The 25,080-nt window shown below is 45.9% G+C and carries 21 protein-coding genes; 15 read left to right on the top strand and 6 right to left on the bottom strand.

Going from position 1 to position 25,080, the window contains the following annotated elements; all coding sequences use genetic code 11:
* Positions 1-128 precede the first annotated feature (128 nt).
* On the bottom strand, positions 129-1,703 hold the full coding sequence (locus BUC22_RS00915; RefSeq protein WP_013381890.1) for an ABC transporter substrate-binding protein: 1,575 nt from the start codon (positions 1,701-1,703) through the stop codon (positions 129-131).
* Between the two features lie 116 nt (positions 1,704-1,819).
* Positions 1,820-3,343, bottom strand: coding sequence for a 4-alpha-glucanotransferase (gene malQ / locus BUC22_RS00910; RefSeq protein ID WP_073381846.1), 1,524 nt, complete (start codon positions 3,341-3,343; stop codon positions 1,820-1,822).
* A 329-nt stretch (positions 3,344-3,672) separates the two neighbouring features.
* Between malQ and fsa the strand changes: the two genes are divergently transcribed.
* A complete protein-coding gene (gene fsa / locus BUC22_RS00905) occupies positions 3,673-4,329 on the top strand; it encodes a fructose-6-phosphate aldolase (RefSeq protein ID WP_073381843.1) in 657 nt (218 codons plus the stop codon).
* An 83-nt stretch (positions 4,330-4,412) separates the two neighbouring features.
* On the opposite strand, the gene BUC22_RS00900 is transcribed toward fsa, so the two are convergent.
* The 3 genes from BUC22_RS00900 to BUC22_RS00890 all read right to left on the bottom strand — a co-directional run bounded on the left by BUC22_RS00900 (position 4,413) and on the right by BUC22_RS00890 (position 6,623).
* A complete protein-coding gene (locus BUC22_RS00900) occupies positions 4,413-5,477 on the bottom strand; it encodes a DUF2776 domain-containing protein (protein ID WP_073381841.1) in 1,065 nt (354 codons plus the stop codon).
* Positions 5,478-5,570: 93 nt separating this feature from the next.
* The gene (locus tag BUC22_RS00895; protein ID WP_073381837.1) at positions 5,571-6,227 is read right to left on the bottom strand and encodes an HAD hydrolase-like protein; all 657 of its coding nucleotides are present in this window, start codon (positions 6,225-6,227) and stop codon (positions 5,571-5,573) included.
* Positions 6,228-6,368: 141 nt separating this feature from the next.
* The gene (locus BUC22_RS00890; RefSeq protein WP_013381885.1) at positions 6,369-6,623 is read right to left on the bottom strand and encodes a hypothetical protein; all 255 of its coding nucleotides are present in this window, start codon (positions 6,621-6,623) and stop codon (positions 6,369-6,371) included.
* A gap of 125 nt (positions 6,624-6,748) precedes the next feature.
* On the opposite strand from BUC22_RS00890, the gene uvrC reads away from it, so the two are divergent.
* The 8 genes from uvrC (at position 6,749) to BUC22_RS00850 (ending at position 16,071) form a co-directional block, all read left to right on the top strand.
* Positions 6,749-8,647, top strand: coding sequence for an excinuclease ABC subunit UvrC (gene uvrC, locus BUC22_RS00885; RefSeq protein ID WP_073381834.1), 1,899 nt, complete (start codon positions 6,749-6,751; stop codon positions 8,645-8,647).
* The gene (hprK, locus tag BUC22_RS00880) at positions 8,644-9,639 is read left to right on the top strand and encodes an HPr(Ser) kinase/phosphatase (protein ID WP_073381832.1); all 996 of its coding nucleotides are present in this window, start codon (positions 8,644-8,646) and stop codon (positions 9,637-9,639) included. Before uvrC ends, hprK begins: the two co-directional genes overlap by 4 nt.
* Positions 9,636-10,391: a phosphatase gene (locus BUC22_RS00875; RefSeq protein ID WP_013381882.1), complete on the top strand. Its 756-nt coding sequence runs from the start codon at positions 9,636-9,638 to the stop codon at positions 10,389-10,391. The genes hprK and BUC22_RS00875 overlap by 4 nt, the downstream gene beginning before the upstream one ends.
* Before the next feature lie 146 nt (positions 10,392-10,537).
* Entirely contained in the window at positions 10,538-11,398 is an 861-nt protein-coding gene (locus BUC22_RS00870; protein WP_013381880.1) for a DegV family protein, read from the top strand.
* A 29-nt stretch (positions 11,399-11,427) separates the two neighbouring features.
* Positions 11,428-12,501 carry a peptide chain release factor 1 gene (gene prfA / locus BUC22_RS00865; RefSeq protein WP_073381829.1) on the top strand — a complete coding sequence of 358 codons (1,074 nt, stop codon included), beginning with the start codon at positions 11,428-11,430 and terminating at the stop codon, positions 12,499-12,501.
* A gap of 64 nt (positions 12,502-12,565) precedes the next feature.
* Positions 12,566-13,783, top strand: a complete 1,218-nt coding sequence (gene pepT, locus BUC22_RS00860; RefSeq protein ID WP_013381878.1) for a peptidase T — start codon at positions 12,566-12,568, stop codon at positions 13,781-13,783.
* Between the two features lie 136 nt (positions 13,784-13,919).
* Complete coding sequence (gene rfbD / locus BUC22_RS00855; protein ID WP_013381877.1) at positions 13,920-14,786, top strand: dTDP-4-dehydrorhamnose reductase; 867 nt, start codon at positions 13,920-13,922, stop codon at positions 14,784-14,786.
* Positions 14,787-14,799: 13 nt separating this feature from the next.
* Positions 14,800-16,071 carry a dicarboxylate/amino acid:cation symporter gene (locus BUC22_RS00850; RefSeq protein WP_073381828.1) on the top strand — a complete coding sequence of 424 codons (1,272 nt, stop codon included), beginning with the start codon at positions 14,800-14,802 and terminating at the stop codon, positions 16,069-16,071.
* 42 nt (positions 16,072-16,113) lie between these two features.
* Here the strand turns inward: BUC22_RS00850 and cls are convergent, their stop codons facing one another.
* Positions 16,114-17,592 carry a cardiolipin synthase gene (cls, locus tag BUC22_RS00845; RefSeq protein ID WP_073381825.1) on the bottom strand — a complete coding sequence of 493 codons (1,479 nt, stop codon included), beginning with the start codon at positions 17,590-17,592 and terminating at the stop codon, positions 16,114-16,116.
* Positions 17,593-17,942: 350 nt separating this feature from the next.
* Between cls and BUC22_RS00840 the strand changes: the two genes are divergently transcribed.
* From BUC22_RS00840 to acsE, 6 genes are all read left to right on the top strand, one after another.
* Positions 17,943-18,713, top strand: a complete 771-nt coding sequence (locus BUC22_RS00840) for an ATP-binding protein (protein ID WP_073381822.1) — start codon at positions 17,943-17,945, stop codon at positions 18,711-18,713.
* 121 nt (positions 18,714-18,834) lie between these two features.
* A complete protein-coding gene (acsV, locus tag BUC22_RS00835; RefSeq protein WP_073381820.1) occupies positions 18,835-20,760 on the top strand; it encodes a corrinoid activation/regeneration protein AcsV in 1,926 nt (641 codons plus the stop codon).
* 13 nt (positions 20,761-20,773) lie between these two features.
* Positions 20,774-21,421, top strand: coding sequence for a DUF3786 domain-containing protein (locus BUC22_RS00830; protein WP_013381872.1), 648 nt, complete (start codon positions 20,774-20,776; stop codon positions 21,419-21,421).
* Between the two features lie 320 nt (positions 21,422-21,741).
* On the top strand, positions 21,742-22,677 hold the full coding sequence (gene acsD / locus BUC22_RS00825; RefSeq protein WP_013381871.1) for an acetyl-CoA decarbonylase/synthase complex subunit delta: 936 nt from the start codon (positions 21,742-21,744) through the stop codon (positions 22,675-22,677).
* A 19-nt stretch (positions 22,678-22,696) separates the two neighbouring features.
* Positions 22,697-24,043: an acetyl-CoA decarbonylase/synthase complex subunit gamma gene (acsC, locus tag BUC22_RS00820; RefSeq protein ID WP_073381817.1), complete on the top strand. Its 1,347-nt coding sequence runs from the start codon at positions 22,697-22,699 to the stop codon at positions 24,041-24,043.
* Positions 24,044-24,165: 122 nt separating this feature from the next.
* Complete coding sequence (gene acsE, locus BUC22_RS00815; RefSeq protein ID WP_013381869.1) at positions 24,166-24,951, top strand: carbon monoxide dehydrogenase/acetyl-CoA synthase methytransferase subunit; 786 nt, start codon at positions 24,166-24,168, stop codon at positions 24,949-24,951.
* Positions 24,952-25,080: the final 129 nt, after the last annotated feature.

The raw sequence follows: 25,080 nt of genomic DNA, 5'->3' as shown, positions 1-25,080 counted from the left end.
TTTTTGGAGAAAGTCAAGGATAAAAAAACCGTTTTCAAAAATAATTTTAGAAATTGGTCGCTTGGAATGCAAAAACGGAATATTCCAGAATAAAAAAGCTCCGCGGCCGCGGAGCTTTCTGAGCATTATTATTGAAGTTCAGCATCATAGAAATGGTAACGGTAGATGCTGGTAACTTCGAAGTTTTTAACATTATCTCCTAACAGGTAGAACATGGTGTCATTATACAGCGGAATCGCACCATAATCTTTGTGTGTCAGGATTTCATCGGCCTTTTCATATAATTCCTGGCGTTTGCTTTCGTCTTTTGTCTGACGTGCCCGGTTGATGAGGTCGTTGAATTCTGGATTGTTGTATTTGTTGGATACCTGCTGGGTAGTTGTGGCAGACATACGCTGATAAATCATACCGTCTGGGTCAACGTAATCGGTATACCAGTTGCTGACGGACAGATTAACGGAACCGCTCTTGTTCATGTCGTTGTAGCCTGCGTGGTCAACCTGAGAAAGTTCAATGTTGATACCGGCTTTTTTGGCCTGATCCTGAATCGCGGTGGCCACCTTGATCAGTGTTTGATAATTGGTTGATCCGACGACAGGAATGGTAATGCCATCCGGATAGCCGGCTTCTGCCAGTAATTGTTTTGCTTTTTCCGGATTGTATTCATATTCAGGAAGGGAATCGTTGTATCCGAGCAGTCCCTTGGGGATAAAGCTCTTGGCTGGTGTGGCGGCGCCGGATAACAGTTCGTCGCACAGGGCTTTGCGGTCTACGGCGTAGGACAGGGCTTCCTTAACCTTGGGATCGGTATAGATTTCGTTGTTCGGGCTTAAGTAGACAAGGCCGATTGGATTAAAGCTGTGCATTTTGTCTTTGACAGCGTCATTGTTTGTCACAGTTTCGTATTGTCCGGTATCCAGCATGACGAAATCGCAGTTGCCTTTCTGGAATTCCATAACCTGAGTGTTCAGGTCATTTACGAACTTAAAGCTGATACCATCAAGCTTGGTTTTATCGCCATGGTAATCGTCAAAACGTGCCATTTCGATGCCCTGGCCTGCTGTGTAGGAGGTCATTTTAAATGGGCCGGTTCCATACAGAACAGTACGTCCCCAGTCTCCGCCGGCTTCTTCACAGGCTTTTTCCGGGAAGATTACAGCATATGGAGCAGATAAAGCTGCTTCGAAAGGTGCGTAGGGCTGCTGAAGAACGATATCGAAGTGTGTGTCATCTTTGATTTTAAAGCCTTCAAGTGAATTGGCTGCGCCGTCTTCAAGGGCTTTAAAGCCAACGACCTGGTCAAACAGTGAGCCCATGAGGCCTTTTGTGATTAAGCGTTCATAGGAATATTTAACATCAGAAGACTTCAGGGTTTCGCCGTTATGGAATTTAACACCATCTTTAAGCTCAAAGCTGTAAGTCAGGCCATCTTCTGAAACGGTTGGCATCTGCTTAAGCAACTGTGGGTCTAAGGTTGTATCATTGTTCAGACCGATAAGTGTTTCACAGGCCTGGTCTGATACCATAATCAGGTATGCCTGAGTACCCATGTTGGTGTCGATGGGAACATTGGGGTCCTGCATGACAACTCGCAGGGTATTGCCGCTACTGCTGCTTGAAGCGCCTTTGTCGCCGCACCCCGCTACGGTAAAGACAAGCGCTAAAACCAACAGTAAAGCAGCCAGTTTTTTCATACTTTTCATATTCTCTCTCCTCTATAAAATATTGAAAACTGTTTACAGGAAGGTGAAAATGCTCAATTCACACCCTGTATGATAACGATTTTACCATAAAAACTGCTATTTGTCGAGAGAGTGAATCAGGGGATGCGCTTGTATATTTCGTTCATAGAGCGTATCCAGGAGATATCAATGGTGTCCAGAGCATCGTGGGTAATCCGAAAGCTCCAGTTGCCATCGGCACAGCCAGGACAGTTCATTTTTGTGTCGCTGCCAAAACCGCAGAGATCCTGAATGGGCAGAATGGTGAGGCTGGCGCAGCTTTGCCACAGGCAGCGGATGAAATGGTGGCAGGATGGGCTTTGGGGGCCTCCTTCCTGCCATTCGTTGCCGCTACAGGAATAGTTAATATATTTTAAAGCATAATCCCGTTTGTAAGGTGGAAGCTCCCACAAAAAACCGAGCAGGGTGTTGTTATCGTGAGTTCCTGTGTAGGCAATACTGTTTTCTACATAATTATGAGGCAGATGCTGGTTATTGCCTTCCTCAATAAAGCCAAACTGCAGTATACGCATACCGGGGAAGCCGGTTTCCTGGAGAAGATTAGTGACCCCCTCATCCATTACGCCCAAGTCTTCGGCGATGATGCGCGGCTCCTTAAAATCAAAAGCATTGAAGACGGCGTTGAAAAAATCCATGCCCGGACCTTCCAGCCATTTGCCGTTTCGTGCGGTTTTAGCAGTGCCGGCCACAGCCCAATAGGCAGAAAAGCCTCTGAAGTGGTCAATCCTAACCGCGTCGTAAATCTCAAGAGAACGGCCAATCCGGTCGATCCACCATTTATAGGCAGAGGTCTTCATGGCTGTCCAATTGTAGAGGGGATTACCCCACAGCTGCCCATCGCAGCAGAAATAATCCGGCGGCACCCCGGCAATATGATTTGGCTGGCCCTCCGGGTCAAGATCAAAGAGATCACGGTGTGCCCATACATCGGCGCTTTCCAGAGAGACGTAGATGGGCATGTCACCGATGATCTGGATACCGTTGTCGTTGGCGCAGCATTTTACAGCATTCCACTGTTTAGTAAATTCGTACTGCAGGAACTCGTGGAACAGGATTTCCTCGGCATAGGCTTCCCTGGCTTCCTTCAGTGCCTCGGTGTGGTGATCCCGAAGACCTATGTCTTCCCAAAGGTACCAGTCCTTCCCATGGAATTGGTTTTTTAAGGTCATGTAGAGGGCATAGTCTGGAAGCCAATGGCGCTGCTCGTTCTCAAAAATTTTAATGTCCGATCTTATCTGATCGTCAATGCGGCTGAAAGCCTTTCGAAAGAGAGTGGGCCGGGTTTCATCAAGCCATTCGTAGGCAGCACTGTAAGGGTCGCTGTATTCGCTGGATTTCACCTCGTCCTGAGTAAGGAGGCCTTCCTCAGCCAGTAGCTCAGGATCGATAAAAAAAGGGTTGCCCGCAAAGGCAGAAGGGCTTTTATAAGGCGAGTGGCACTGGTCTACGGGTCCAAGGGGCAGAGTCTGCCAGTAGGTAAAGCCCATTTTATTTAAAAGATTGATAAAAGAGCAGGCTTCTTTGCCAAAAGTTCCGATACCGTATTTACCGGGAAGTGATGAAATGTGCATTAAGATACCGCTTGATCGTTTAAAGCTCATGATAAATCCTCTCGTTATTTAAGTAATGTATATAAGTCTTTAATAGTTTATCATACAGGTCAACGCTTGTAAATGTTTGCATCTTTGGCGGTTTTATAGAAGGAAAGAATTTTTGGTTTAATATTATTACAAAAGTAAAAGTTATTTAAAAACCATACAAAAAGGCTTAAATACCTTGACAATGGCTTTATATCGTTATATACTGTATTCATAGACAAAGATAGTTTCTTTTGAAATGTTAATTATTTTTAAAAATGTAAAAATAATTATGTTTTTTAGAAATTATGTATTTATTATTCAGAAATTCAAGTAAAAAATGGAGGCTTAAAATGAAATTTTTCCTGGACACTGCTAATGTAGAAGATATTAAAAATGCAAATGACATGGGTGTTATCTGCGGTGTTACAACCAATCCTTCCTTAATCGCAAAAGAAGGCCGTGATTTTAATGAAGTTATCGCAGAGATTGCTTCAATTATTGATGGACCGATCAGCGGCGAGGTGAAGGCAACCACTACCGATGCTGAGGGAATGATCGCAGAGGGCCGAGAAATTGCTAAAATTCATAAAAATATGGTTGTCAAAATTCCAATGACAGCAGAAGGCTTGAAGGCAACCAAAGTTTTATCTGCCGAAGGTATCAAGGTTAATGTCACACTGATCTTTACCGCAGCCCAAGCGTTGCTGGCCGCGAGAGCTGGCGCCGCTTATGTTTCACCATTCCTTGGCCGTCTGGATGATATCTCCACCCCTGGTGTAGAGCTGATTGAAACCATTGCGGAAATTTTTGAGGTCCAGGGGATTGAAACAGAAATTATTTCTGCCAGTGTCCGCAACCCGATCCATGTGATCGACTGTGCGAGAGCCGGTGCAGATATTGCGACAGTGCCGTTTGGCGTTATTATGCAGATGACCAAACATCCTCTAACCGATCAGGGAATTGAAAAATTCCAGGCAGACTATAAAGCTGTCTTCGGAGAACAATAAACTACGACCCCATTTTAAATTTTAATATTAAACCTCATAATAAGAAAAACCCAGCTGAACCTTCAGCTGGGTTTTTCTTATCACTACTCGCTGGAGCCGGAAGTGCCGGATTCCAAAATAGAAACAATGGAGTAAAGCGTAAAGCATACAGCGCCGAGGCCGACCATTACACGAGCCGGCACAAAAAAGGCAGAATTGAAAAGCTCTGCTTCAAACAGGAAGGCTGCGGTAAAAAGGCAGAAAAGCGTGGTCATTATCGGTATCAGTGGAATACGCTTGGCGAGGGAGAAGGTCTGACGCCAGACGGAGGCGAGGAGAATGACCTTGCTCGAGATGCTGTAGCAGATAAAGCCAAGGCCAACCAATACCCATCCCGGAGCGATCCACGCTGGTGTTTTTTGAACCAACAGTATGCCAATACCCAGAACAACGTTGATGGAGCCTAAAATTAAAACGAAAATCGTCCATTTCCAGCGCTCTTTGTCTGTAAAAGTGTTTTGTATCTGACGGATTACTGAGGCTACTAGTGCGATCAGGCTGGCACAGACAAGGGAAGTGCCAAAAAGGACGTGGCCGGCTACAAAATATTCCGAGCTCAGGCCTGCTGATATCAGTACGATGCTGCGGATCAGTCCCACAAGAGCGCAGAAAGCCGGAATGGCAATAAGGATTTTGGCTGTGTTTTCGCTGAAAGCGCCCTGCGGCTTGTCGCCGGGCTGTAGTTTATTGGAGTTGGCCGGGATAAAAAGGAAACGGGTAGATGAGGTGGCCACAGTGGTGACACAGCACGCGATCAGGCCAACGCCGAAGATAATGTTGCCGGAGACAAAGTAAGCGGTGTTGATGGTATGAAGATTCCAGTAATAGATGCCCATGCCAACAGTAAAGAGACTGACAGCATAGCCGAGAACAGGCAGAAACCATTTGAAAAAGCTACTGTACCGGTTGATGAGCTGACGGATAATGGTAGCGGCTGTACAATACAGCGCGATACAGATGGCAGTCAGTGAGATAAGCACGTGCCCGGCTACCAGATAGCCAGATCCCAGGGCGGTTCCGAGGGTAGTGACATAGATGCCGTAGCTAAAACAGATTGCCCCCATTAAAAGGGGGATGAGCCTGAAAAAGATACTCATAAAATAATTCATAATAAAAAACCTCCAAAGGATAAAGTTGAATGACGGTAATTTATATACCCTTTAGAGGAGCTGAGTATCTTTTTTTATAAAAACCTTAAAGTCCTAACAATGGTCAAAGAACTGGATGAGATCATCGACAAAATAGGCGATAAAAACAGGGTGGTAGGCCTCGATTTCCTGGAGGTTTTTAAAACCAAAACCATACTCAACGCCGATAAAATCCACACCACTTTGTCTGGCGCCGATGGCGTCATAGGCGCTGTCGCCAATGAGAACAGCGTTTTCCGGTTCGACACTGAGATCCTCAAGAACCAGGTTGATGATATCGGATTTTGTCAGGGACTCGGCCATGTCGATGCCCCTGATGGAGTCAAAGCAGTCCAGCATACCGGCGGCGGCCAGCGTTGCCTCGGTAATATCCTGGCGTTTGAGGGTGGCAACCCCCAGTTTATGGCCGGATTCCCTCAGCATTGCGAGTAAATCCGGCATGCCATCATATGGGCGCGCTTCCTTTACGCCCTGCTCGCTCTGGTATTTGCGGTGGTGGACGACAGCTTTTTGGGCGGTATCGTCATCGATGTCGTAATGCTTTTTATAGGAAAAAAGAGTGGGCGGCCCTACATATTCTGGAAGGGTTGTGTCATCGATGGGGGTAAAATGCATTATTTTTTCAGTAGAACGGACAGCGTTGTAGATACCCTCGGAAGTATCGAGCAGAGTGCCGTCCAGATCGAAAATAATTGCAGTGTAATCTTTCATAAATGAACTCCTTATCTTATGGGATGCTTAATTATACCATAGTAAAAAGAACAGGCGCAATGATAATAAAAGACCGATACACCTGAGTGCAGCGGCCTGTGACGTTTTCAGATTTTAAAATTTAACCCTGTCGGGTATTGTTTAAATGGTTTGTATGTTATAATTGTTAAAGTCTACGGAATCATAGCTCTGCTTTAAAAGGGCCTTGGCTTCCCGGATAATCTCTTTTTCAGAGAGCGGCAGACGGATATCTCGGATTTCAATGATATCAAGCGGATCATCCTTGACTGTTTTGGTTAAGGTGTAGCCGCCGTATATTTTAGGAATGATCTTAACTTCGAAGCTGCCGTTTGACAAAATGGTGTTTTGACCATCAATTATAACTGTTTCAAACATAGGAACACATCCTTTCGTGTATAAGTAACTGCATTATTTATAGATAGATTATACCAAATGGAATGAAAAATAAAAGTATTTCTTGGCAAAAAGTAGAAAAATCTTAAAAAATTTCAGGAATAGACATGTACGATCGCAATAAACTAAAAGATATACCTCAAAACCCCGGCGTTTACCTGATGAAAAACGCTGCGGGAGATATAATATATGTCGGGAAGGCCATCAATCTGAGGAACCGGCTCCGGCAGTATTTTCAAAACTCCAAAAACCTGACGCCCAAGACGGTCACGCTGGTATCTCATATCTGCGATATAGAGACCATCGTGGTGGACAGTGAGCTGGAAGCTCTGATTCTGGAGTGTAACCTGATCAAGGAGCACCGGCCAAAATACAATATCCTGTTAAAGGATGATAAAAGCTATCCTTACGTCAAGGTTACGCTGGAGGACGAGTACCCCAAGGTCATTATGACCAGAGAACACAAAAAGGATGGCGGCAAGTATTTCGGCCCTTTTACCAGCAGCTTTGCGGTAAAGAAAACCATCGAGGCCATTGGAAAGCTGTACCCGCTGCGGCGCTGTAACCGTAAGGTGGCCTTTGGGGAAAAGAACGGACGTCCCTGTCTCAATTATTATATCGGCCAGTGCTGCGCCCCCTGTCAGGGGAATGTGCCAAAGGAAGAATATATGGCCTATATAAGCGATATCCTGTCCATCCTCAACGGAAAGGATAAGGAGCTGGTTTTAACTCTTGAGGAAAAAATGAGCGAGGCTGCTCAAAAAATGGATTACGAGCTGGCCGCTAAGCTGAGAGACCAGATTTACGGCATCCAGCATATTGTGGAAAAACAGAAAATTATCGTGAGCAGCCAGCAGGATCAGGACATTATCGCCTTTGCAAAGGACGAGGATCTGGCCTGTGTTCAGGTTTTTAACGTCCGTGACGGAAAAATGCTGGGCAGGGACCATACCTTTCTCGAGGGGGTGGAGGAATCCACGCCGGAGGATATTATGACAACCTTTGTCAAGCAGTATTATTCCTCAAAACCCTTTATTCCCAGGGAAATTATTCTGGGCGCGCCGCTGCTTAAGGACGAAGAGGACACCATTGCCCAATGGCTGGCGGAGCTGCGCGGTGCGAAGGTGGTCCTTACCCGGCCGCAGAAAGGCCAGAAGTCAAAGATGACACGGATGGTAGAGGAAAACGCAGAGCTTACCCTCAAGCAGTATGAGCTTGAAAAACGCCAGAAGGAAGAAAAGAAAAAAAGCCGCCTGGACGCTTTCAAGGATCTGCTCAGAATGGATCACACACCAGAGAAAATTGAGGCTTATGATATCTCAAACATCAGCGGCACCGACAATGTAGGAGGGATGGTTGTTTTTCAGGGAGGTAAGCCGGACAAAAAAGCCTACCGCCGGTTTAAGATAAAATCAGTGGATGGGCAGAACGACTATGCCAGCATGCAGGAAATGATTTTCCGGCGTATCGAGCGGGGCATAAAGGAGCAGAATGAGGGGAAGGACCCTGAAAAAAGCAGCTTTCTGCCCTTCCCGGATGTGTTCTGTATTGACGGCGGAAAGACCCATGTCGACGCAGTTCGGAGCATTTTACAGATGTACCCGAACGTTCATATTGAGGTCTGCGGCATGGTAAAAGATGATCACCACAGGATTCGCGGGATTATCTATAAGGATGAGGAGTATCCTCTGAAAAAATCCACACCGCTGTGCACGTTTCTGAGCGATATCTCAGAGGAAGTCCACCGCTACGCTCTGGGCTACCATCAGACATTGCGAAAAAAAGGAATGCTGGAATCCCGTTTAGAAGAAATTCCGGGAATTGGAAAGAAGCGCCGTGAGTTGCTCATGCGGCATTACGGCAGCCTGAACAATCTGAAGAAAACAACATTGGAGGAGCTTAAAACCCTGCCGGGAATGAGCGACAAGACCGCTCAGGCAGTTTTCGACTATTTCAATGATGATGAGCATAAAACAAAATCTGAAGAAAAGAGAGAGAATAAATGAACGAAGAATCTTTAGGATGTATGAATCTTGCGGAATTTTGTAAGGACCTGAATCTTGAGGAGATTTACAGTCCGGTTGATGAGTTTGATCTTTACGACAGCGGTCTGAACCGCCCGGGACTTCAGCTTCATGGTTATTATGAATATTTTGACGCCAAGCGTATCCAGATTATCGGAAAGGTTGAGACCTCCTATCTGCTGAGCCTTGACCCCAAGCTGCGGGAAAAACGTATTGACGACTTTTTCTCCTATGATTTTCCGTGTGTGATTATCTGCTGGGATCTGCCAGAGGCAGAGATTTTTGAGGCAGCGGCTAAAAAACATGCACGTATTCTGCTGAGAAGCAAAGAAAAGACCTCCATTTTCTTTTACCATTTAATTGACTATATCGACCGTAAAACCGCGCCTATGATTAGTATGCACGGTGTACTGGTGGAGGTTCACGGCGTGGGCGTACTGATTACAGGCCCCAGCGGCATTGGCAAGAGTGAGACAGCCCTTGAGCTCGTCAAGCGGGGCAGCACTCTGATTGCCGATGACGTGGTGGAGGTCAGCAATCATCAGGACCGTGTGCTGAGTGGTACAGCGCCTGAAATGCTGCGGTATTACATGGAAGTCCGGGGCATTGGTATTATTGATGTGAGAACCCTGTACGGCGCAAAGGCTGTTAAGCAGTCTGTAGAGGTGGATATGGTCATAAAGCTTGAAAACTGGGATGAGACCTCTCCCTATGACCGGCTGGGGCTGGATGAGGAAACCCAGGATATTCTGGGAATCGAGGTGCCGCTGGTGACCATTCCGGTTTCCGGAGGCAGAAATCTGGCTGTGATTATTGAAACCGCTGCGATCAATAACCGTATGAAGGCACTGGGATTCCGATCGGCCCAGATTTTCTGCGACAAGGTCGCAAAGCATAATGAAGAGGTTGCGGAAGCGCGTAAAAGACAGGAAGAAAAAGAAAAACAGAAAGCGCTTAAGGAGGAACAGAAGTGAGAAATTACGTACTTGACGGACATACGCATACATTGGCCTGCGGACATGCTTACTGCACACTGATGGAATTGGTGGAAGCAGCGTCCAGAAGAGGTCTTGAGATGTTCTGCCTGACTGAGCACGGACCTGAAATGCCGGGCTCAGCCACAGCCATGTTTTTTGCGAACTATCGGATTATTCCGCCGGTTATCAACAATGTGAAGGTTCTTAAGGGGATGGAATCCAACATTATGGATAAGGATGGGACTATCGACGTGCCAGAAGCATTTGCGGACAGGCTGGAGATTGTTTCTGCCTCTCTCCATACCCCCTGTATCGAGCCGGGCTCAAAGGCAGATAATACTTCTGCAGTCCTGGGCGCCATCAACAACCCGCTGGTGGATTTTATCTGCCACTTGGGCAACCCGACCTATGAGCTTGACTATGAGGCTGTTTTACAGGAAGCTAAGCGGAAGGATACCCTCATTGAGATCAATAACGGGTCCTTTTTTATCAGACATGGCTCCAAAACGAACTGTGTCGCCATTGCCAAGCGTTGTAAAGAGCTGGATATTCCAGTTATTTTAGGAACAGATACGCATTTCTGCACCGATATCGGTTATTTTCCATATGCCGACAAGGCGCTGGATGAGGTGGGATTTCCCGATGAGCTGATCATTAATCTGGACACCAGACGTCTGACTGATTATCTGGAGGCCAAGGGGCGAAAGCTTTTTGCGGACCCGAGAAAAGAAGCTGAAGAATTGTTTTAACAAAATACTGTTTTTGTGTTACAATAATAAATTGAGAAAATAATGAAACCTGCCGCTGCCCGCAAAGCAGATACGCTGTATCTTAAAAATGCGGGCAGCGTTGACCGTTACAGTGGTAAAATTAAAATAATGCAGAGAGGAAAGCGATGAGTATAAAAATATTAACCGATTCTGCCTGCGATATGCCGGCGGAAGAGCTGGAAAAGTATGATATTGAGCTGATGCCTCTATACGTCATTGAAGGTGAAAAGACCTATCTGGATGGGATTGAGATCACGCCTGGGGTGCTCTACAGCAAAATGCGGCGCGGCGTTCATTACAAGACGTCCCAGATTCCCTATGCGGATTTTGTAAAGCGGTTCACCGAGCTGGCAGAGGCGTCGATGCCTTTCATGTATCTCAGCTTTTCGAGCGGTCTGTCTGGAACCTATCAGGCGGCAATGCTGGCGAAGCGGGATGTGCTGGAAAAATACCCCGACGCGGATATTGAGGTGCTCGACACCAAGGCTGTAACGGGCGGTCTTGGTCTGATTGTACGGGAGGTCGCTGAGGCGGCCCAGAATGGCGCCAGCATGGAAGAACTGGTAAAGCTGAGCGGCTATTATGCTGCCCATATCCGCCACGTGTTTACCGTAACGGACCTGGAGTACCTGTACCGGGGCGGACGCCTGAACAAGGGGACTGCTATTGTCGGAAATATGCTTAAGATCAGTCCTTTGCTGGATGTTGACGAAAATGGTGAGCTCAGACAGCTCGATAAGGCGCGCGGTGAGAAAAAAATACTGAAAAAAATGGTGGAATACATTGAGGAAAAGGGCGATAAGCTTAGCGAACAGACCATTTATATCACCCATGCGGACAATATGCCCCTGGTTGAAAGCTTTGTAAAGATTGCCAGCAAGCATTTTAAGACCGATAACTTTAAAATTATGCCGTTGGCCCCTATTATCGGGACCCATTCGGGACCGGGGACACTGGCGGTATTTTTCTTCGATGAAGTGAAATAAGCGTAATAGAGGAGAAACAGAAAAACAGAATGTTAGAAAAGTTAGATTTTTTATCAAGTAAATATCAGGAGCTCAATGAAAAAATAGCAGATCCCGATATTATTGCCGATCAGGCACAGTGGCAGAAGCTTATGAAGGAGCATGCCCATATCGAACCGATCATCAACCGTTATAACGAATATAAGAAGACCCTTGAGGGGATTGAGGAAAGCAAGGAAATGCTTTCTGACAAAAGCATTGACAAAGATTTTGAAGAAATGTGCAAGGCTGAGCTGGACGAGCTGACAGAGAGAAAAGCAGACCTTGAAGATGAACTGAAGGTCCTGCTTCTGCCAAAGGACCCCAATGATGACAAAAATGTTATTGTCGAAATCCGTGCAGGCGCAGGAGGAAGTGAAGCTGCTCTTTTTGCCGGTGATCTTTTCAGAATGTTCACCCGCTATGCAGAACGCCAGGGCTGGAAATCGGAGATTATGAACTCTAATATTCCAGATATCGGCGGGATTAAGGAAATTACCTTCTCCATCGAAGGGCGGGGAGCTTACAGCCGTCTGAAATATGAAAGCGGGGTTCACCGCGTTCAGCGTATTCCAAGTACAGAATCCGGCGGCCGTATCCATACATCTACCGCGACGGTTGCAGTGCTGCCGGAAGCCGAGGATGTGGAAATTGATATCAATCCGAATGATCTGAGAATTGATGTTTACCGTTCCTCTGGAAATGGCGGCCAGTGCGTAAACACCACCGACTCCGCGGTTCGTATCACACACGAACCCACCGGAATGGTTGTAACCTGTCAGGATGAAAAATCCCAGCTGAAAAACAAAGAAAAGGCCATGAAAGTTCTGAAGGCCCGCCTTTTTGAAATTGAAATGCAGAAGCAGCAGAGCGAAATTGCTGAAAACCGTAAAAGCCAGGTGGGCACCGGTGACCGAAGTGAGCGTATCCGTACCTATAACTTCCCGCAGGGCCGTGTAACAGACCATCGTATTGGCATGACCGTTTATCAGCTTGAGGCTTTTCTGGACGGTGAAATTGACGAAATGGTCGACGCACTGATTACCAGTGATCAGGCGGAAAAGCTTAAGCAGCAAGGTGAGTAAAGACAGCGGAACACAGGCATCTCTTATGTGATGCCTTTTTTATTTTATAATAGCAGGAGGAAAAATGAAAACAGTAGTAGACCGATTTTTAAGATACGTTCAAGTGGACACAGAGTCTGTGCCGGAAGCTGACTGTTTCCCAAGCAGCGAAAAACAGAAAAATCTGGCGGCTATACTGGTTGAGGAACTTAAGGAAATGGGCGTGGAGGATGCACGCATGGACAGCTATGGTTATGTCTATGCAACCATTCCGCCAACAACGGATAAGGAGCTGCCTGTCATTGGACTGATCGCCCATATGGATACCTCCAGCGCAGTGAGCGGAAAGGATGTTAAACCCAGAATTGTCGAAAATTATGACGGAGGCGATATTTTACTGAACGAAGCGCAAAATATTGTTCTTAAGACAGAGGATTACCCGGAAATTTTGGATTACAAAGGCCAGGATATCATTGTGACAGATGGTACTACCCTTTTAGGCGCGGACGATAAAGCCGGCGTGTCTGAGATCATGACCCTGTGTGATTTCCTGATGAACAACCCTGTAACTCACGGAACCATAAAAATAGCCTTTACGCCAGACGAGGAGGTCGGACGGGGTGTTAACTATTTTGATGTGGAAGGCTTTGGTGCAGAATTTGCCTACACTGTGGACGGCGGTGAGCTGGGTGAGCTGGAATATGAGAACTTTAATGCAGCCAGTTTAAAATTAACCGTCAACGGCGTCAGTACTCATCCCGGAACGGCTAAAAACAAGATGAAAAATGCCCTGCTCATGGGAATGGAGTTCCAGAACATGCTGCCAGCATGTGAAACGCCTGAACACACAGAAGGCTACGAGGGTTTTTATCACCTGGACCAGTTTGAGGGAACAGTAGAAAAGGCAGAAATGACCTATATTATCCGTGACCACGACCGGGTGAAATTTGAAAAACGTAAGGAACGGGCAGTAAAAATCTGTGATTATCTTAATGAACTGTACGGTGTGGGAAGCTTTGAGTACCTTCTCTCAGATTCATACTATAATATGAAAGAAAAAATTGAGCCGCATATCCATCTTGTCCGCAATGTCGAAAAAGCCATGAAGGATGTTGGTATAGAGCCTAAGGTGACGGCGATAAGAGGCGGTACCGACGGTGCGCGCCTGTCCTATATGGGGCTGCCGTGCCCGAATATCTGTACCGGCGGGCACAATTTTCATGGACGTTTTGAGTATATTCCGGTTCAGTCTATGGAAAAGGTTGTTGCGCTCTTAAAACGCCTGGTGGAAATTTACAGCTAAGCAGAAAGATATACGCAATCAATGTGAACATTGTAATCCGGAGGGTCTTGCTCTCCGGGTTCTCTTGTTTTTTGAGCAATTGATGTGTTATAGTTAAGAAACGAAAAATACAAAAATTTGATAAGGAGCTGTGGCGATGTTGGAAAATGATCGTATATGGATAACCGGAGCAGAAGGGCAGTTGGGCCATACGCTCTACAAAACGCTGGAGGATGCGGCGAGAGATATATTGACAACCGATAAAGATGTGGATGTTACAGATTTGGATGGTATTATGCAGTACGCAGATATAAACCGGCCAGACGTGATCATTAACTGTGCGGCGATGGCGGATGTCAAAGACTGTGAAGAGGAACCGATTCAGGCGTATAAGGTTAATGCGCTCGGCGCGCGAAATCTGAGTATCGCCTCAAGGAAAATAGGTGCTAAAATTATCCAGATATCCACCGATGATGTCTTTGGAGGAATGAGCCAAAAGACCTATACCGAGTTTGATACGCCTGAACCAGTGACCGTGTATGGCAAATCCAAGCTGGCAGGCGAAGGCTTTGTACGGGAACTGAACCCGCGCCATCTGGTGATCAGGAGTTCGTGGATCTATGGGCAGTCCGGCAGTAATTTTGTGTTCTGGGTGTTGGAAATGGCGCGAAAGGGAGAGCCTTTCGAGGTTCCCAATGATCAGGTAGGCTCTCCGACAAGTGCTGTTGAACTGGCAAAATTTATTGTGCGCCTGCTTTCAACCAGAGAGTACGGGGTCTTTCACGCTGCCTGCGAAGGCGTGTGCAGCCGCTTTTATTTTGCCAAGGAGATTCTGCGGCTGGCAGGTCTGGAGAATGTACCTATCGATGCAGCCGTTTCTAAAAATACCAGCCGGTTTTTCCCATATCCCAGCCACACAGTGCTGGAAAACATGATGATGTATATGACTGAGGTATACCAGATGCCCCGTTGGGAAGACGCTATCCGTGAGTTTATGGAAACGCTGAAGCGGGATACAATATGAGAGGAGGGCGTTTATGAAAAAGAATAAAGGAAAAAAGCTTGGTCTGACAACCTGGATTTTTATCGCGTTGCTGGCAGGGGCTGTTACCGGGATTGTTCTCCACTATCTTATTCCAAGCGGTTACATTAAGGATACAGTTGTTATCAACGGCGTTTTTTATGTGCTTGGAAATGGATTTCTCCGGCTTATGCAGATGCTGGTCGTTCCCTTGGTGTTCTGCTCTCTAATCTGTGGAAGTGCTGCTATTGGAGATACACAGACACTGGGAAAGGTAGGGGTTAAAACCATTGGCTTCTATATCTTTACTACCGCTGTGGCGGTTACTCTGGCTATCGCTGTTGCCAGCCTGATTAATCCCGGAATCGGCCTGGATATTTCTTCGATCCAGCAGGTGGAGACTACAATCGCGGAAAAGACGAGCCTTGTGGACACGCTGCTGAATATTATCCCCAAAAACCCTATCCAGGGTCTGGCCGAAGGAAATATGCTCCAGGTCATTGTCTTTGCACTGCTTATTGGTATTATTCTGGCTAAGCTTGGAGAAAAGGCAGATATTGTTTCCAACTTCTTTTCCCAGTTTAACGATATAATGATGGAAATGACCACGATGGTTATGAAGGCTGCACCGATTGGTGTTTTCTGCCTGATTGCCAAAACCTTTGCGGGAATCGGTTTTAACGCGTTTCTGCCAATGCTTAAATATATGGCCGCTGTTTTTTTGGCCCTTGGCATACAGTGCTTTGTGGTTTATCAGGGAATGCTCAAGGGTTTTACAGGTCTCAGCCCCATCACTTTTATCAAAAAGTTTTTGCCGGTTATGGGCTTTGCTTTTTCAACAGCAACATCCAATGCGACTATTCCACTGTCAATTGAGACATTGGAACGGGAAATGGGGGTATCGCGCAAAATTTCTTCCTTCACTATTCCGCTGGGAGCGACCATAAACATGGACGGTACGGCTATTATGCAGGGTGTGGCAGTTGTTTTTGCAGCCCAGGCCTTTGGAATTCCTCTGGGGATACCCGATTATGTGACCGTTATTGCGACTGCTACGCTGGCTTCCATCGGTACAGCAGGGGTGCCGGGGGTGGGTCTGATAACCCTGTCCATGGTTTTTAATTCGGTCGGGCTTCCCATTGAGGGTATCGCCCTGATTATGGGTATCGACCGCATTCTGGATATGGCCAGAACAGCTGTTAATATCACAGGCGACGCGGTTTGTACGACGATTGTCGCTTCACAGGACAAGGCAGTAAACCGGCAGGTGTTTTACCGCAAAAAATAAAAAGACAGGATGTACTGGTTGGGTCGGTACATCCTGTCTTTTTTACAACAGCGGCGCAAAGAGGCGGGAGATAGACTCCTTAACCTTGATGACACGGCTGCGTTTTTCGTAAGCCATGGTGTCATAGTAAATGGATTTCTCAATATCTCTGTAAAAAATATCGCGCAGTTTTACAGCAATTTCGGGGTCGTAGATAAAGGCGTTGGTCTCAAAATTGAGACTGAAGCTCCGGATGTCAAAATTGCAGGAACCGACAGCGGCGATCTGGTCATCCACGACAAGCACTTTGGCGTGGAGAAAGCCATTGTCATAAATGTAGACTCTGGCCCCGTATTTTATGAGCTCTCCAACATAGGAGAGAGTGGCCCAGTAAATAAAGATATGGTCAGGTTTGTTAGGGATCATTATCCGCACGTCGATACCGGACAGCAGGGCGATTTTAAGAGCCTCCATGATACTCTCGTCTGTAACAAAATAAGGGCTTTGGATTAAAATGTATTTCTCGGCATTGGTAATCATCCGGATAAAGCCCTGTTTGATGACCTGGTTGGGATCATCGGGGCCGCTTGAGACGATCTGGATGCCTGAACCTTCACAGTTTTCCATATAAGGAAAATAGCGGTGGATGTTTTCAGAATTGATATTGAGCTTAGCCTTGTTGCCGCTGGTACGCCAGTCGAGGAAAAATCGCATCTGGAGCTCGTAGGCAGCATACCCTTCAATCTTCAGGTGGGTATCCCGCCAGTAGCCCATTTTTTTCTTAAGGCCCAGATACTCGTCACCAACGTTAAACCCTCCAATAAAGCCGGTTTTGCCATCAATAATGACAATTTTGCGGTGGTCACGGTAGTTCAGGCGGAGATTGATAAAACGAAGCCTGGAGGGAAAGAAAATACCATACTGGCCGCCGGAGGATTCCAGCTCTTTTAGAGCGCTCTTTGGAATATAGCGGCCACCCATTTCATCAAAGAGAAGCCGGACTTCGACACCCTCCCGGGCTTTTTTGGTAAGGAGCTCCATAAATTTCCGGCCAAGGCCATCGTATTTAATGATATAATATTCAATGTGAACAGTGGAACGGGCGTTTTCAATGGCCTCGAACAGGGCATTGAATTTTTCGTGTCCATCGGTATAAATATCGATGCTGTTGTTGTCGGTGTAGAGGGCATGGCTGACATTGAGGTGATACTCGATGTTGTAACGGTATTTTTTTGCAATAGTTTTATTTTTTGCGATCCGCTGGCGGTCTACCAGCGCTTTTTTCTGCCGTCGCAGCAGAAGCTGGTACTGCTCGTTTTCCGGCGTGTTGTAGCGGTAGATTTTTCGCTTGGTCAGATTCTGGGAAAAGAAGAGATAAAAGACGAATCCCAGAACCGGAATGATCCACAGAAACAACAGCCAGGCATAGGTGCTCTGCGGTGTTTTGCGCTCCAGAAAAATAATCGTGAAGCTGAACAGAATGTTAACAATAAACACAAAAACTGAGAAAGGGCTGGCAAGGGTAAAAAAAGAAAAAGTCATATGATTCTCCCGATGGCTGTAATGATACTGAAAGTATACCATATACAGCGGTTTTTACAAGATGTTAAAAGCGGATAATAAAAGTATTTTAAATCAGGTGCTTTCGTTTAAAAAAGCAGGTGTTTATTTGTTCTTTTTGGTGAATACTGCAGCCTTAAGCCCGGCTTTACAGGACAAAATATTACATTGTGTTATGGTTCTCAATATGTTATGATAGGCATGTTAATACCTATATATACAAGTCAAGGATTTTTACTTGTTAAAAAAATAACAATCCATCAGTTCACGCTTTAAAAAGCCTGTGAAGCAGGCTGAGTGAAATTGAAATTTCAACAAAGGAGGAGCGTATTATGGCTTTTAATATTGCAGTTGCCGGTAAGGGCGGTGTTGGAAAAACAACCTTTACAGGTATGCTGGTTTCATACTTGGCAGAACAGGGCAAGGGACCAATCCTGGCAGTGGATGCTGATTCAAATGCAAACCTGAACGAGGTTTTGGGTGAAGAGGTTGAACTGACCATCGGACACATCAAGGAAGAGGTCAACCATGCGGAAATGGACGGTAAACAGCTGCCGCCGGGAATGACCAAGGGGGATTTTCTGACCCTTCGTTTAAATCAGGCTGTTTCTGAAGGAAAGGGCTACGACCTGCTGGTCATGGGCCGCAGTCAGGGCGAAGGCTGCTACTGTTTCGTCAACGGCCTTTTAAAGACTCAGGTGGGGCGTTTATCTGAAAACTATAATTATGTCATTATGGATAACGAGGCAGGAATGGAGCATATCAGCCGCGGAACCATGGGGAGAATGGACATTTTACTGCTGGTCAGCGACTGCTCACGCCGCGGTATTCAGGCGGTTGCACGAATCCGTGATCTGGCAGAGGAACTCAATCTGAGAATCCCGGTCATTAAGCTGATTGTAAACCGCGCGCCAAACGGAGAACTCAATGAAGGCACAGCGGAAGAAATTGAAAAACAGGGACTGGATCTTTTGGGCGTTATCCCGATGGATCAGCAGGTGTTTGAATACGACGCATACGGCAAGCCGCTTGTTACCCTTCCAGAGGATTCAGCAGCGCGTAAGGCTGTTCGTGAAATTATTGATAAGCTTGAAATCAAGTAGTTCTGGTTTCTTAAGTAAGTGCGATAGCAGAAGCCGTCAAAGAGGAGTGGCGGTTTCTGTTTTAAAAATAAGATCATGCATATGACTATTTTGCAAAGGTTAACAGAACAAGGAGGCGTGTATGCATAAAGTAGTGTTTGTCGTTAAGGGGAAACGGCAGGTAGAGTTTTTAGCAGGACAAAGAGAAAATCTCCTGGAAGCAGCGCGGAAAGCCGGAATTATGATCGACACACCGTGTAATGGCAATGGAACCTGTGGAAAATGCAAGGTTCAGATTATAAAAGGCAGAGTGGACGCCCTGTCACTGACCCGGCTGACGGAAGAAGAAATTGCCGACGGATGGGTGCTGGCCTGCAGCTCAGAAATCATTGAGGATATTGAGGTAAATGTGCCTGATCTGGCTTCTGCGTTCCAGAATGAAATGCAGATTACCGACCTGTCTGAAAATGAAAACAAAAATATCCGCTATGTGCGGAAAAAGATGCTGAAAATGGGGATGACCGATTCCAACCGCCTGTGCTGTGAGATCATTCAGCTGCCAGAGCCTACCAATGACGATAATCTCGCAGATGAGGATCGGTTAAAGCGTTATTTCCGCCAGACATTGGGCTACTCAGATATTCAGGTGAGCCTGGATGTTCTCAGGAAGTTCCCGGACGCTTTCAGGGAAAATAATTTTAAAATAAAGGTTGTCTATCTGAAGCGCGGCGATATCGCCGAAATCATGGATGTACGTTCCTGTCTGGAATGTGCCTGCGCCCTTTACGGGGTAGCCTTAGATATCGGCACAACTTCTGTCTCTGCCTGCCTGGTCAATATGGATACTAATGAGATTGTTTCCAAAGCATCTATGGGGAATGCCCAGGTTAAATACGGCGGCGATGTTATCAACCGTATCGTTTATACAGAAAAGCCGGGAGGTCTCAAAAAGCTGCGGGACGCTATTATCGAGGAGACCATCAATCCGTTGATCGGACAGATGGTACAGTCGGCAGGTATTACCACCGACGACATTTATGAGATGTGTGCGGCGGGGAATACGACCATGACCCACCTGCTGCTTGGGATCAACCCGGATCATCTGAGACGGGAGCCTTTTATACCGGGTGTCAATACGATTCCAGAAATGAAGAGCACCGAGATTGGTATCCGCATTAATCCCGAGGGGCGTGTCTATCTGGCACCTTCGGTGGCCAGCTATGTTGGCGGTGATATTACCGCTGGTGTATTCGCTGTTCCAGTTTGGCTGCAGGAAGAATTTACCATGCTGGTAGACCTGGGAACAAACGGCGAGATTGTTTTCGGAAACAAGGATTTTATGATGACCTGCGCCTGCTCGGCAGGACCGGCCTTTGAGGGCGGAGAAATAAGCTGCGGAACCCGGGCGGTTCCAGGAGCCATTGAAGAGGTCAAGATTGACGATGCCACCTTAAAGGCAAGTTTTTCGTCCATCGGCGGGGAAATACCAGTAGGGGTCTGCGGTTCAGGGATCATTGACCTGATCTGCGAGATGAAGCGAACCGGTATTATTGACGGCAAAGGCCGTATCAGCAAAGACATCGACAATCCCAGGATTGCCTTTGACGAATACGATATCGGGCGTTACTTTGTCTGCTCAAAAGAACTGGACGGTACCGCCAAGGATATCTATATTACAGAAATTGACATCGACAGCTTTATTAAGGCAAAGGGAGCGGTGTTCTCAGCTATTCACACCTTGATGGAAAGCATGGATATGCCGATTGAGATCCTGGAAAATGTGTATGTGGCCGGAGGAATCGGCAGCAACCTTGGCATTGAAAACGCCATTGCCCTCGGTATGCTCCCAGATATACCGGTCGAAAAATATTATTATATTGGAAACAGCTCGATGCAGGGGTGCTATCTAGCCCTTACACTGGCTGAAGGAAAAGAAAAAATTGCAGAAATCGGACAGAATATGACTTATATGGAGCTTAGTGTCCACCCTTCTTATATGGACGCCTTCATATCTGCCTGCTTTATTCCGCACACGGATATGAGCCTGTTCCCGAGCCTGCAAAAATAGACAGAGGTAACCAATGCTAAATTCTGAAATAGAAGCAGCCATTGAAGAGAAGAGAAAAGACAAGCTGCCCTATGATCATTATAAAAATCTGATAAAGGATAAGGATCCCTTGGAGATGGCGGAGAAATCCACCTGTCCCTATGACCCTGAAAAACAGCTGTTTACAGTGACGCTGATGGGTGAGGAATACAAGGTAAAATATCCCGAAGGCGACGTGCTTTTAAAGGACGAAACCGCCTTTGACGATTATAAGCCGATGACCATGATCCTGCGTTATCTGCTTAACGCTCAGGGTGTGCCGCCGATGGGCACCACCATTGCATACCGGGATATCTCGGGAGGAAACCACTATTTTAAGAGCTTTGAGGGCCGCTGCCTGAAGCGCTTTGCCTTCACCTTTAACTACGATGTTGAGGGACTGAAGCGCGCTATGGAGAAGCTGGGGGCGGAACCCAAAGAGCATGGTGATCTGTCCTACCGGTTTGAGTTTATCAACAATATGTATCTGACCGTGATCCTCTGGCTGGGGGATGATGAGTTCCCGCCGGAATCACAGATTCTTTTTGACAGTAATATTACCTCAGGTTTTGACGCGGAGGATCTCGCTGTAATGGGAGATATTTTCATCCCTGCGTTGAAGCGGCTGGCCAAAGCAGACTGACACTTGTATACTATAGTAATATTTTGCTTATTTACGGGGTCGTTTTCATGGGTTTCATGAAATCATTTAAACCTACTGAATAACTGTGAATTAAAAGCTTTAGAAAGACGGGTAAATTTTTGTTTTTGGTCGAAAAATGTTTGACAAACTTATAACAAGATAGTAGTATATGTGTATACTTATATATACAAGTCTGTGTACACCGGTTTTTTTACAATTGAAATTTTAAAGCAACCGGAATTTGTCATGTTCATAAAACGATTCCGGGCTTTGAAATATAAAAAAATACTAACAAGAACGAGTTAGGAGGTAACGAGGAAATGCCATTCAAAAAAGCAGAACAAAAGTTTAGTGGCAAGATCAATGAGTGTGTAATTGGTGTTGGAGATGCAGCAGTTACTCTCGGAGGAGAAAAAGGATTACCATTTTTAAGTGGTGAAGGAAACGCACCGGTTGTTGGTGTGGAAATTTTAGACAGTTACCCAGAAGACTGGGAAAAATGTCTGGTTGACGCTTATGGTGACGTCGTAAAGGATCCTGCAGCATGGGCAAAATATGTACAGGATAATACAGACGCACAGTTTATCGCATTAAAATTAATCAGTGCCGATCCTAACGGTGCTAACAAATCATCTGAAGAATGTGTTGAAATTGCTAAAGCTGTCGAAGCAGCAATCGATCTTCCGCTGGTTGTTGCAGGCTGCAACAACGCTGAAAAAGACGGTGATTTACTGGTTAAGGTTTCTCAGGCACTGTCTGGCAAAAACGCTGTTTTATTCTCAGCTGTTGAAGATAACTACAAATCTGTCGGCGTAGCAGGTAATGCTGACGGCCACAAAGTATCCGGCCAGTCTGCTGTTGATATCAACCTTGCAAAACAGTTAAATATCCTGTTGACACAGTTAGGTGTTGACGGTGGAAACATTATCATGGATGTTGGAACCGCTGCTGTTGGCTATGGCTTCGAATATGTTGCTTCTACAATGGACCGTATCCGTTTAGCCGCTTTAGGCCAGAACGATACAGACCTTCAGATGCCAATCATGACCAATGTTGGCGACGAAGCATGGGGCGTAAAGGAAGCTGTGTTCACAGAAGAAGAAGCTCCTGAATGGGGAAATCAGGAAGAACGTGGTATCGCTATGGAAGTTTCCACTGCAGCTTCTTGCTTAATCGGCGGCTCAAACGCTGTTATTGTTAAACATCCGGAATCAGCTAAAGTGATTAAAAACTTTATCAAAGAGTTAGTAGGTTAGGAAAGGTAGGCGCAAAAAAATGGCAGTAAAAGGTTTAGATATTTTTAAACTGACTCCTAAGAAAAACTGTAAGGAATGTGGATTCCCTACATGTATGGCATTCTCAATGAAAGTAGCCGCTGGCGCTGCAGAAATTGATAAATGCCCGTATATTACAGACGAAGCTAAAGCTCAGTTATCTGAAGCTACCGCTCCTCCGATGAAAACAATCAAGATCGGAACTGGCGACACAGAGTGCGCTCTGGGCGGCGAAACCGTATTATTCAGACATGAAAAAACTTATGTTAACAAAGCATTATTCGCAGTTGAATTCTCAGACGCGGACTCTGATGATGAAATTGCCAAGAAGGTAGCTCATTTAGAAGCTGTTAAATATGACCGTATCGGCGAATTAATGTGTGTAGAAGTTGCTTCTGTACGCTATGCTGCTGACAAAGCTAAGTTCTTAGACCTGATCGCTAAAGTGATCGAACTGGGACGTGTACCGATGGCTGTTGTTGAAGATGTTGAAGTGGCTAAGGAAGCTGCTGAAGCAATCAAAGCTGCTAAAGGTATCTTAATGGGCGCTACACCTGCAAATGCTGACGCGATGGTAGAAGTTGCCAAAGCTGCTGACGTTGTACTGGGGGTTTCCGCTGGTTCTATCGAAGAATTACACGACACTGTTGAAAAAATTGAAGCCGCTGGTTACAAGAACCTGGTTCTGAATGTTGGTGACAGCTCTGTTAAAGAAGCTTACAACAATGCTGTAACCATCCGTACAAACACTCTGAAGGGCGATGACAGAACATTCGGTTATCCTTCAGTTGTATTTGTTAACAAAATTGCTTGCTGCGAACAGATGGAAGTTGCCTTAGCTTCTGCTTTTGTTCTGCGCTATGGTTCCATCATCGTAATGAGCGATATGGACTTCAAACAGGCTCTGCCGCTGTTCGGTTTAAGACAGAACATCTTCACCGATCCTCAGAAACCAATGCGTGTTGAACCGACGATCTATGAATTCAACAAAGCTGATGACAACTCACCTGTACTGGTTACCGTTGACTTCGCTCTGTCTTACTTCGTAGTTTCCGGCGAAATCGAACGTTCTAAAGTTCCTGCTTACCTGGCTATTCCTGACGCTGGCGGTTACTCCGTTCTTACAGCGTGGGCTGCCGGTAAATTCGGTGCTTCCGTTATCTCTGATTTCATTAAGGAAAGCGGCATTGCTGACAAAACTAAATGCAGAAAACTTATCTTACCTGGTAAAGTTGCTGTATTACAGGGTGACGTTGCTGAAGCGCTTCCGGATTGGGAAGTTATTGTCGGACCGACAGAAGCTATGCAGATCCCGAAATTCTTACGTGATTTAATGGGAATTGCTTAAGCTTTGCGCTGAGCGGCGTATATCTGTAATTCATACAAATTAAAACTTTTACGCAGCTGGAAGCGGGGGTTTCCGGCTGCGGTTTATCCAAAAATATTTTATAATCCGAAAGGGGAAACATTATGGCAAAATTTATGGTTATCGGTGAAAGAATTCACTGTATTTCTCCAGCAATGCGTGAAGCATTTGAAACTCGTAATCCTGAACCAATCCTGCAAAGAGCAAAAGAACAGTTAGACGCTGGTGCAGATTATTTGGATTTGAATATCGGACCTGCTGAAAAAGACGGTGAAGAATTAATGCAATGGGGCGTTAAATTGTTACAGGAAAACTTTGACAATGTTCCATTGGCACTCGACACCGCTAACATGAAAGCGATCGAAGCTGGTATTCAGGTTTACAACCGTGAAAAAGGCAAGCCACTCGTTAACTCCGCTGATGCCGGCGACCGTATCGGTTACCTGGATTTAGCTGCTGCCAACGATGCTGCCTGCATCTGCTTATGTTCTAAAGAAGGTGTACCTTCTGATAATGACGAACGTATCGCTTACTGCTCTGAACTCCTTGAAAGAGGTATGGAACATGGCATGGAACCAACCGATATGCTGTTTGACCCATTGGCGCTCGTTATCAAGGGTATGCAGGACAAACAAGAAGAAATGCTTGAAGCCGTTAAGATGATCACAGACATGGGTCTGTTGACCACTTGTGGCTTAAGTAATGTTTCCAACGGTGCTCCAAAACATATCAGACCATTACTTGACAGCGCAATGATGGCAATGGCAATGTGCTGCGGCTTATCCAGCGCAATCATTAATCCTTGTGACAAACGCTTAATGGAAACTGTAGTTGCCTGCGATATTATCAAAAATAATATCTTATACGCAGACTCCGTTCTGGAATTCTAAAAGAAGTTAATAAAAAATAAGCCCCTAAAGTAACGCTCATTTCGAGACCCGGAAGGGAACGTTGCTTTAGGAGCCCATATTGAATAAATGACTGATTTGCGTTGCCGCTTTTATTATTCTACAATAATA

The organism is Eubacterium callanderi, assembly GCF_900142645.1.
Lineage (GTDB): Bacteria > Bacillota > Clostridia > Eubacteriales > Eubacteriaceae > Eubacterium > Eubacterium callanderi.
This window is presented reverse-complemented; position numbering and strand designations above follow the sequence as displayed.

Coding starts and splice junctions, on each gene's coding strand:
- prfA (WP_073381829.1), top strand. CDS start 11,428: ATGTTAGAAAAGTTAGATTTTTTATCAAGTAAATATCAGGAGCTCAAT.
- fsa (WP_073381843.1), top strand. CDS start 3,673: ATGAAATTTTTCCTGGACACTGCTAATGTAGAAGATATTAAAAATGCA.
- BUC22_RS00900 (WP_073381841.1), bottom strand. CDS start 5,477: ATGAATTATTTTATGAGTATCTTTTTCAGGCTCATCCCCCTTTTAATG.
- BUC22_RS00840 (WP_073381822.1), top strand. CDS start 17,943: ATGGCTTTTAATATTGCAGTTGCCGGTAAGGGCGGTGTTGGAAAAACA.
- hprK (WP_073381832.1), top strand. CDS start 8,644: ATGAACGAAGAATCTTTAGGATGTATGAATCTTGCGGAATTTTGTAAG.
- BUC22_RS00850 (WP_073381828.1), top strand. CDS start 14,800: ATGAAAAAGAATAAAGGAAAAAAGCTTGGTCTGACAACCTGGATTTTT.
- malQ (WP_073381846.1), bottom strand. CDS start 3,343: ATGAGCTTTAAACGATCAAGCGGTATCTTAATGCACATTTCATCACTT.
- rfbD (WP_013381877.1), top strand. CDS start 13,920: ATGTTGGAAAATGATCGTATATGGATAACCGGAGCAGAAGGGCAGTTG.
- BUC22_RS00870 (WP_013381880.1), top strand. CDS start 10,538: ATGAGTATAAAAATATTAACCGATTCTGCCTGCGATATGCCGGCGGAA.
- BUC22_RS00915 (WP_013381890.1), bottom strand. CDS start 1,703: ATGAAAAGTATGAAAAAACTGGCTGCTTTACTGTTGGTTTTAGCGCTT.
- BUC22_RS00890 (WP_013381885.1), bottom strand. CDS start 6,623: ATGTTTGAAACAGTTATAATTGATGGTCAAAACACCATTTTGTCAAAC.
- acsE (WP_013381869.1), top strand. CDS start 24,166: ATGGCAAAATTTATGGTTATCGGTGAAAGAATTCACTGTATTTCTCCA.
- cls (WP_073381825.1), bottom strand. CDS start 17,592: ATGACTTTTTCTTTTTTTACCCTTGCCAGCCCTTTCTCAGTTTTTGTG.
- BUC22_RS00895 (WP_073381837.1), bottom strand. CDS start 6,227: ATGAAAGATTACACTGCAATTATTTTCGATCTGGACGGCACTCTGCTC.
- BUC22_RS00830 (WP_013381872.1), top strand. CDS start 20,774: ATGCTAAATTCTGAAATAGAAGCAGCCATTGAAGAGAAGAGAAAAGAC.
- pepT (WP_013381878.1), top strand. CDS start 12,566: ATGAAAACAGTAGTAGACCGATTTTTAAGATACGTTCAAGTGGACACA.
- uvrC (WP_073381834.1), top strand. CDS start 6,749: ATGTACGATCGCAATAAACTAAAAGATATACCTCAAAACCCCGGCGTT.
- acsV (WP_073381820.1), top strand. CDS start 18,835: ATGCATAAAGTAGTGTTTGTCGTTAAGGGGAAACGGCAGGTAGAGTTT.
- acsC (WP_073381817.1), top strand. CDS start 22,697: ATGGCAGTAAAAGGTTTAGATATTTTTAAACTGACTCCTAAGAAAAAC.
- acsD (WP_013381871.1), top strand. CDS start 21,742: ATGCCATTCAAAAAAGCAGAACAAAAGTTTAGTGGCAAGATCAATGAG.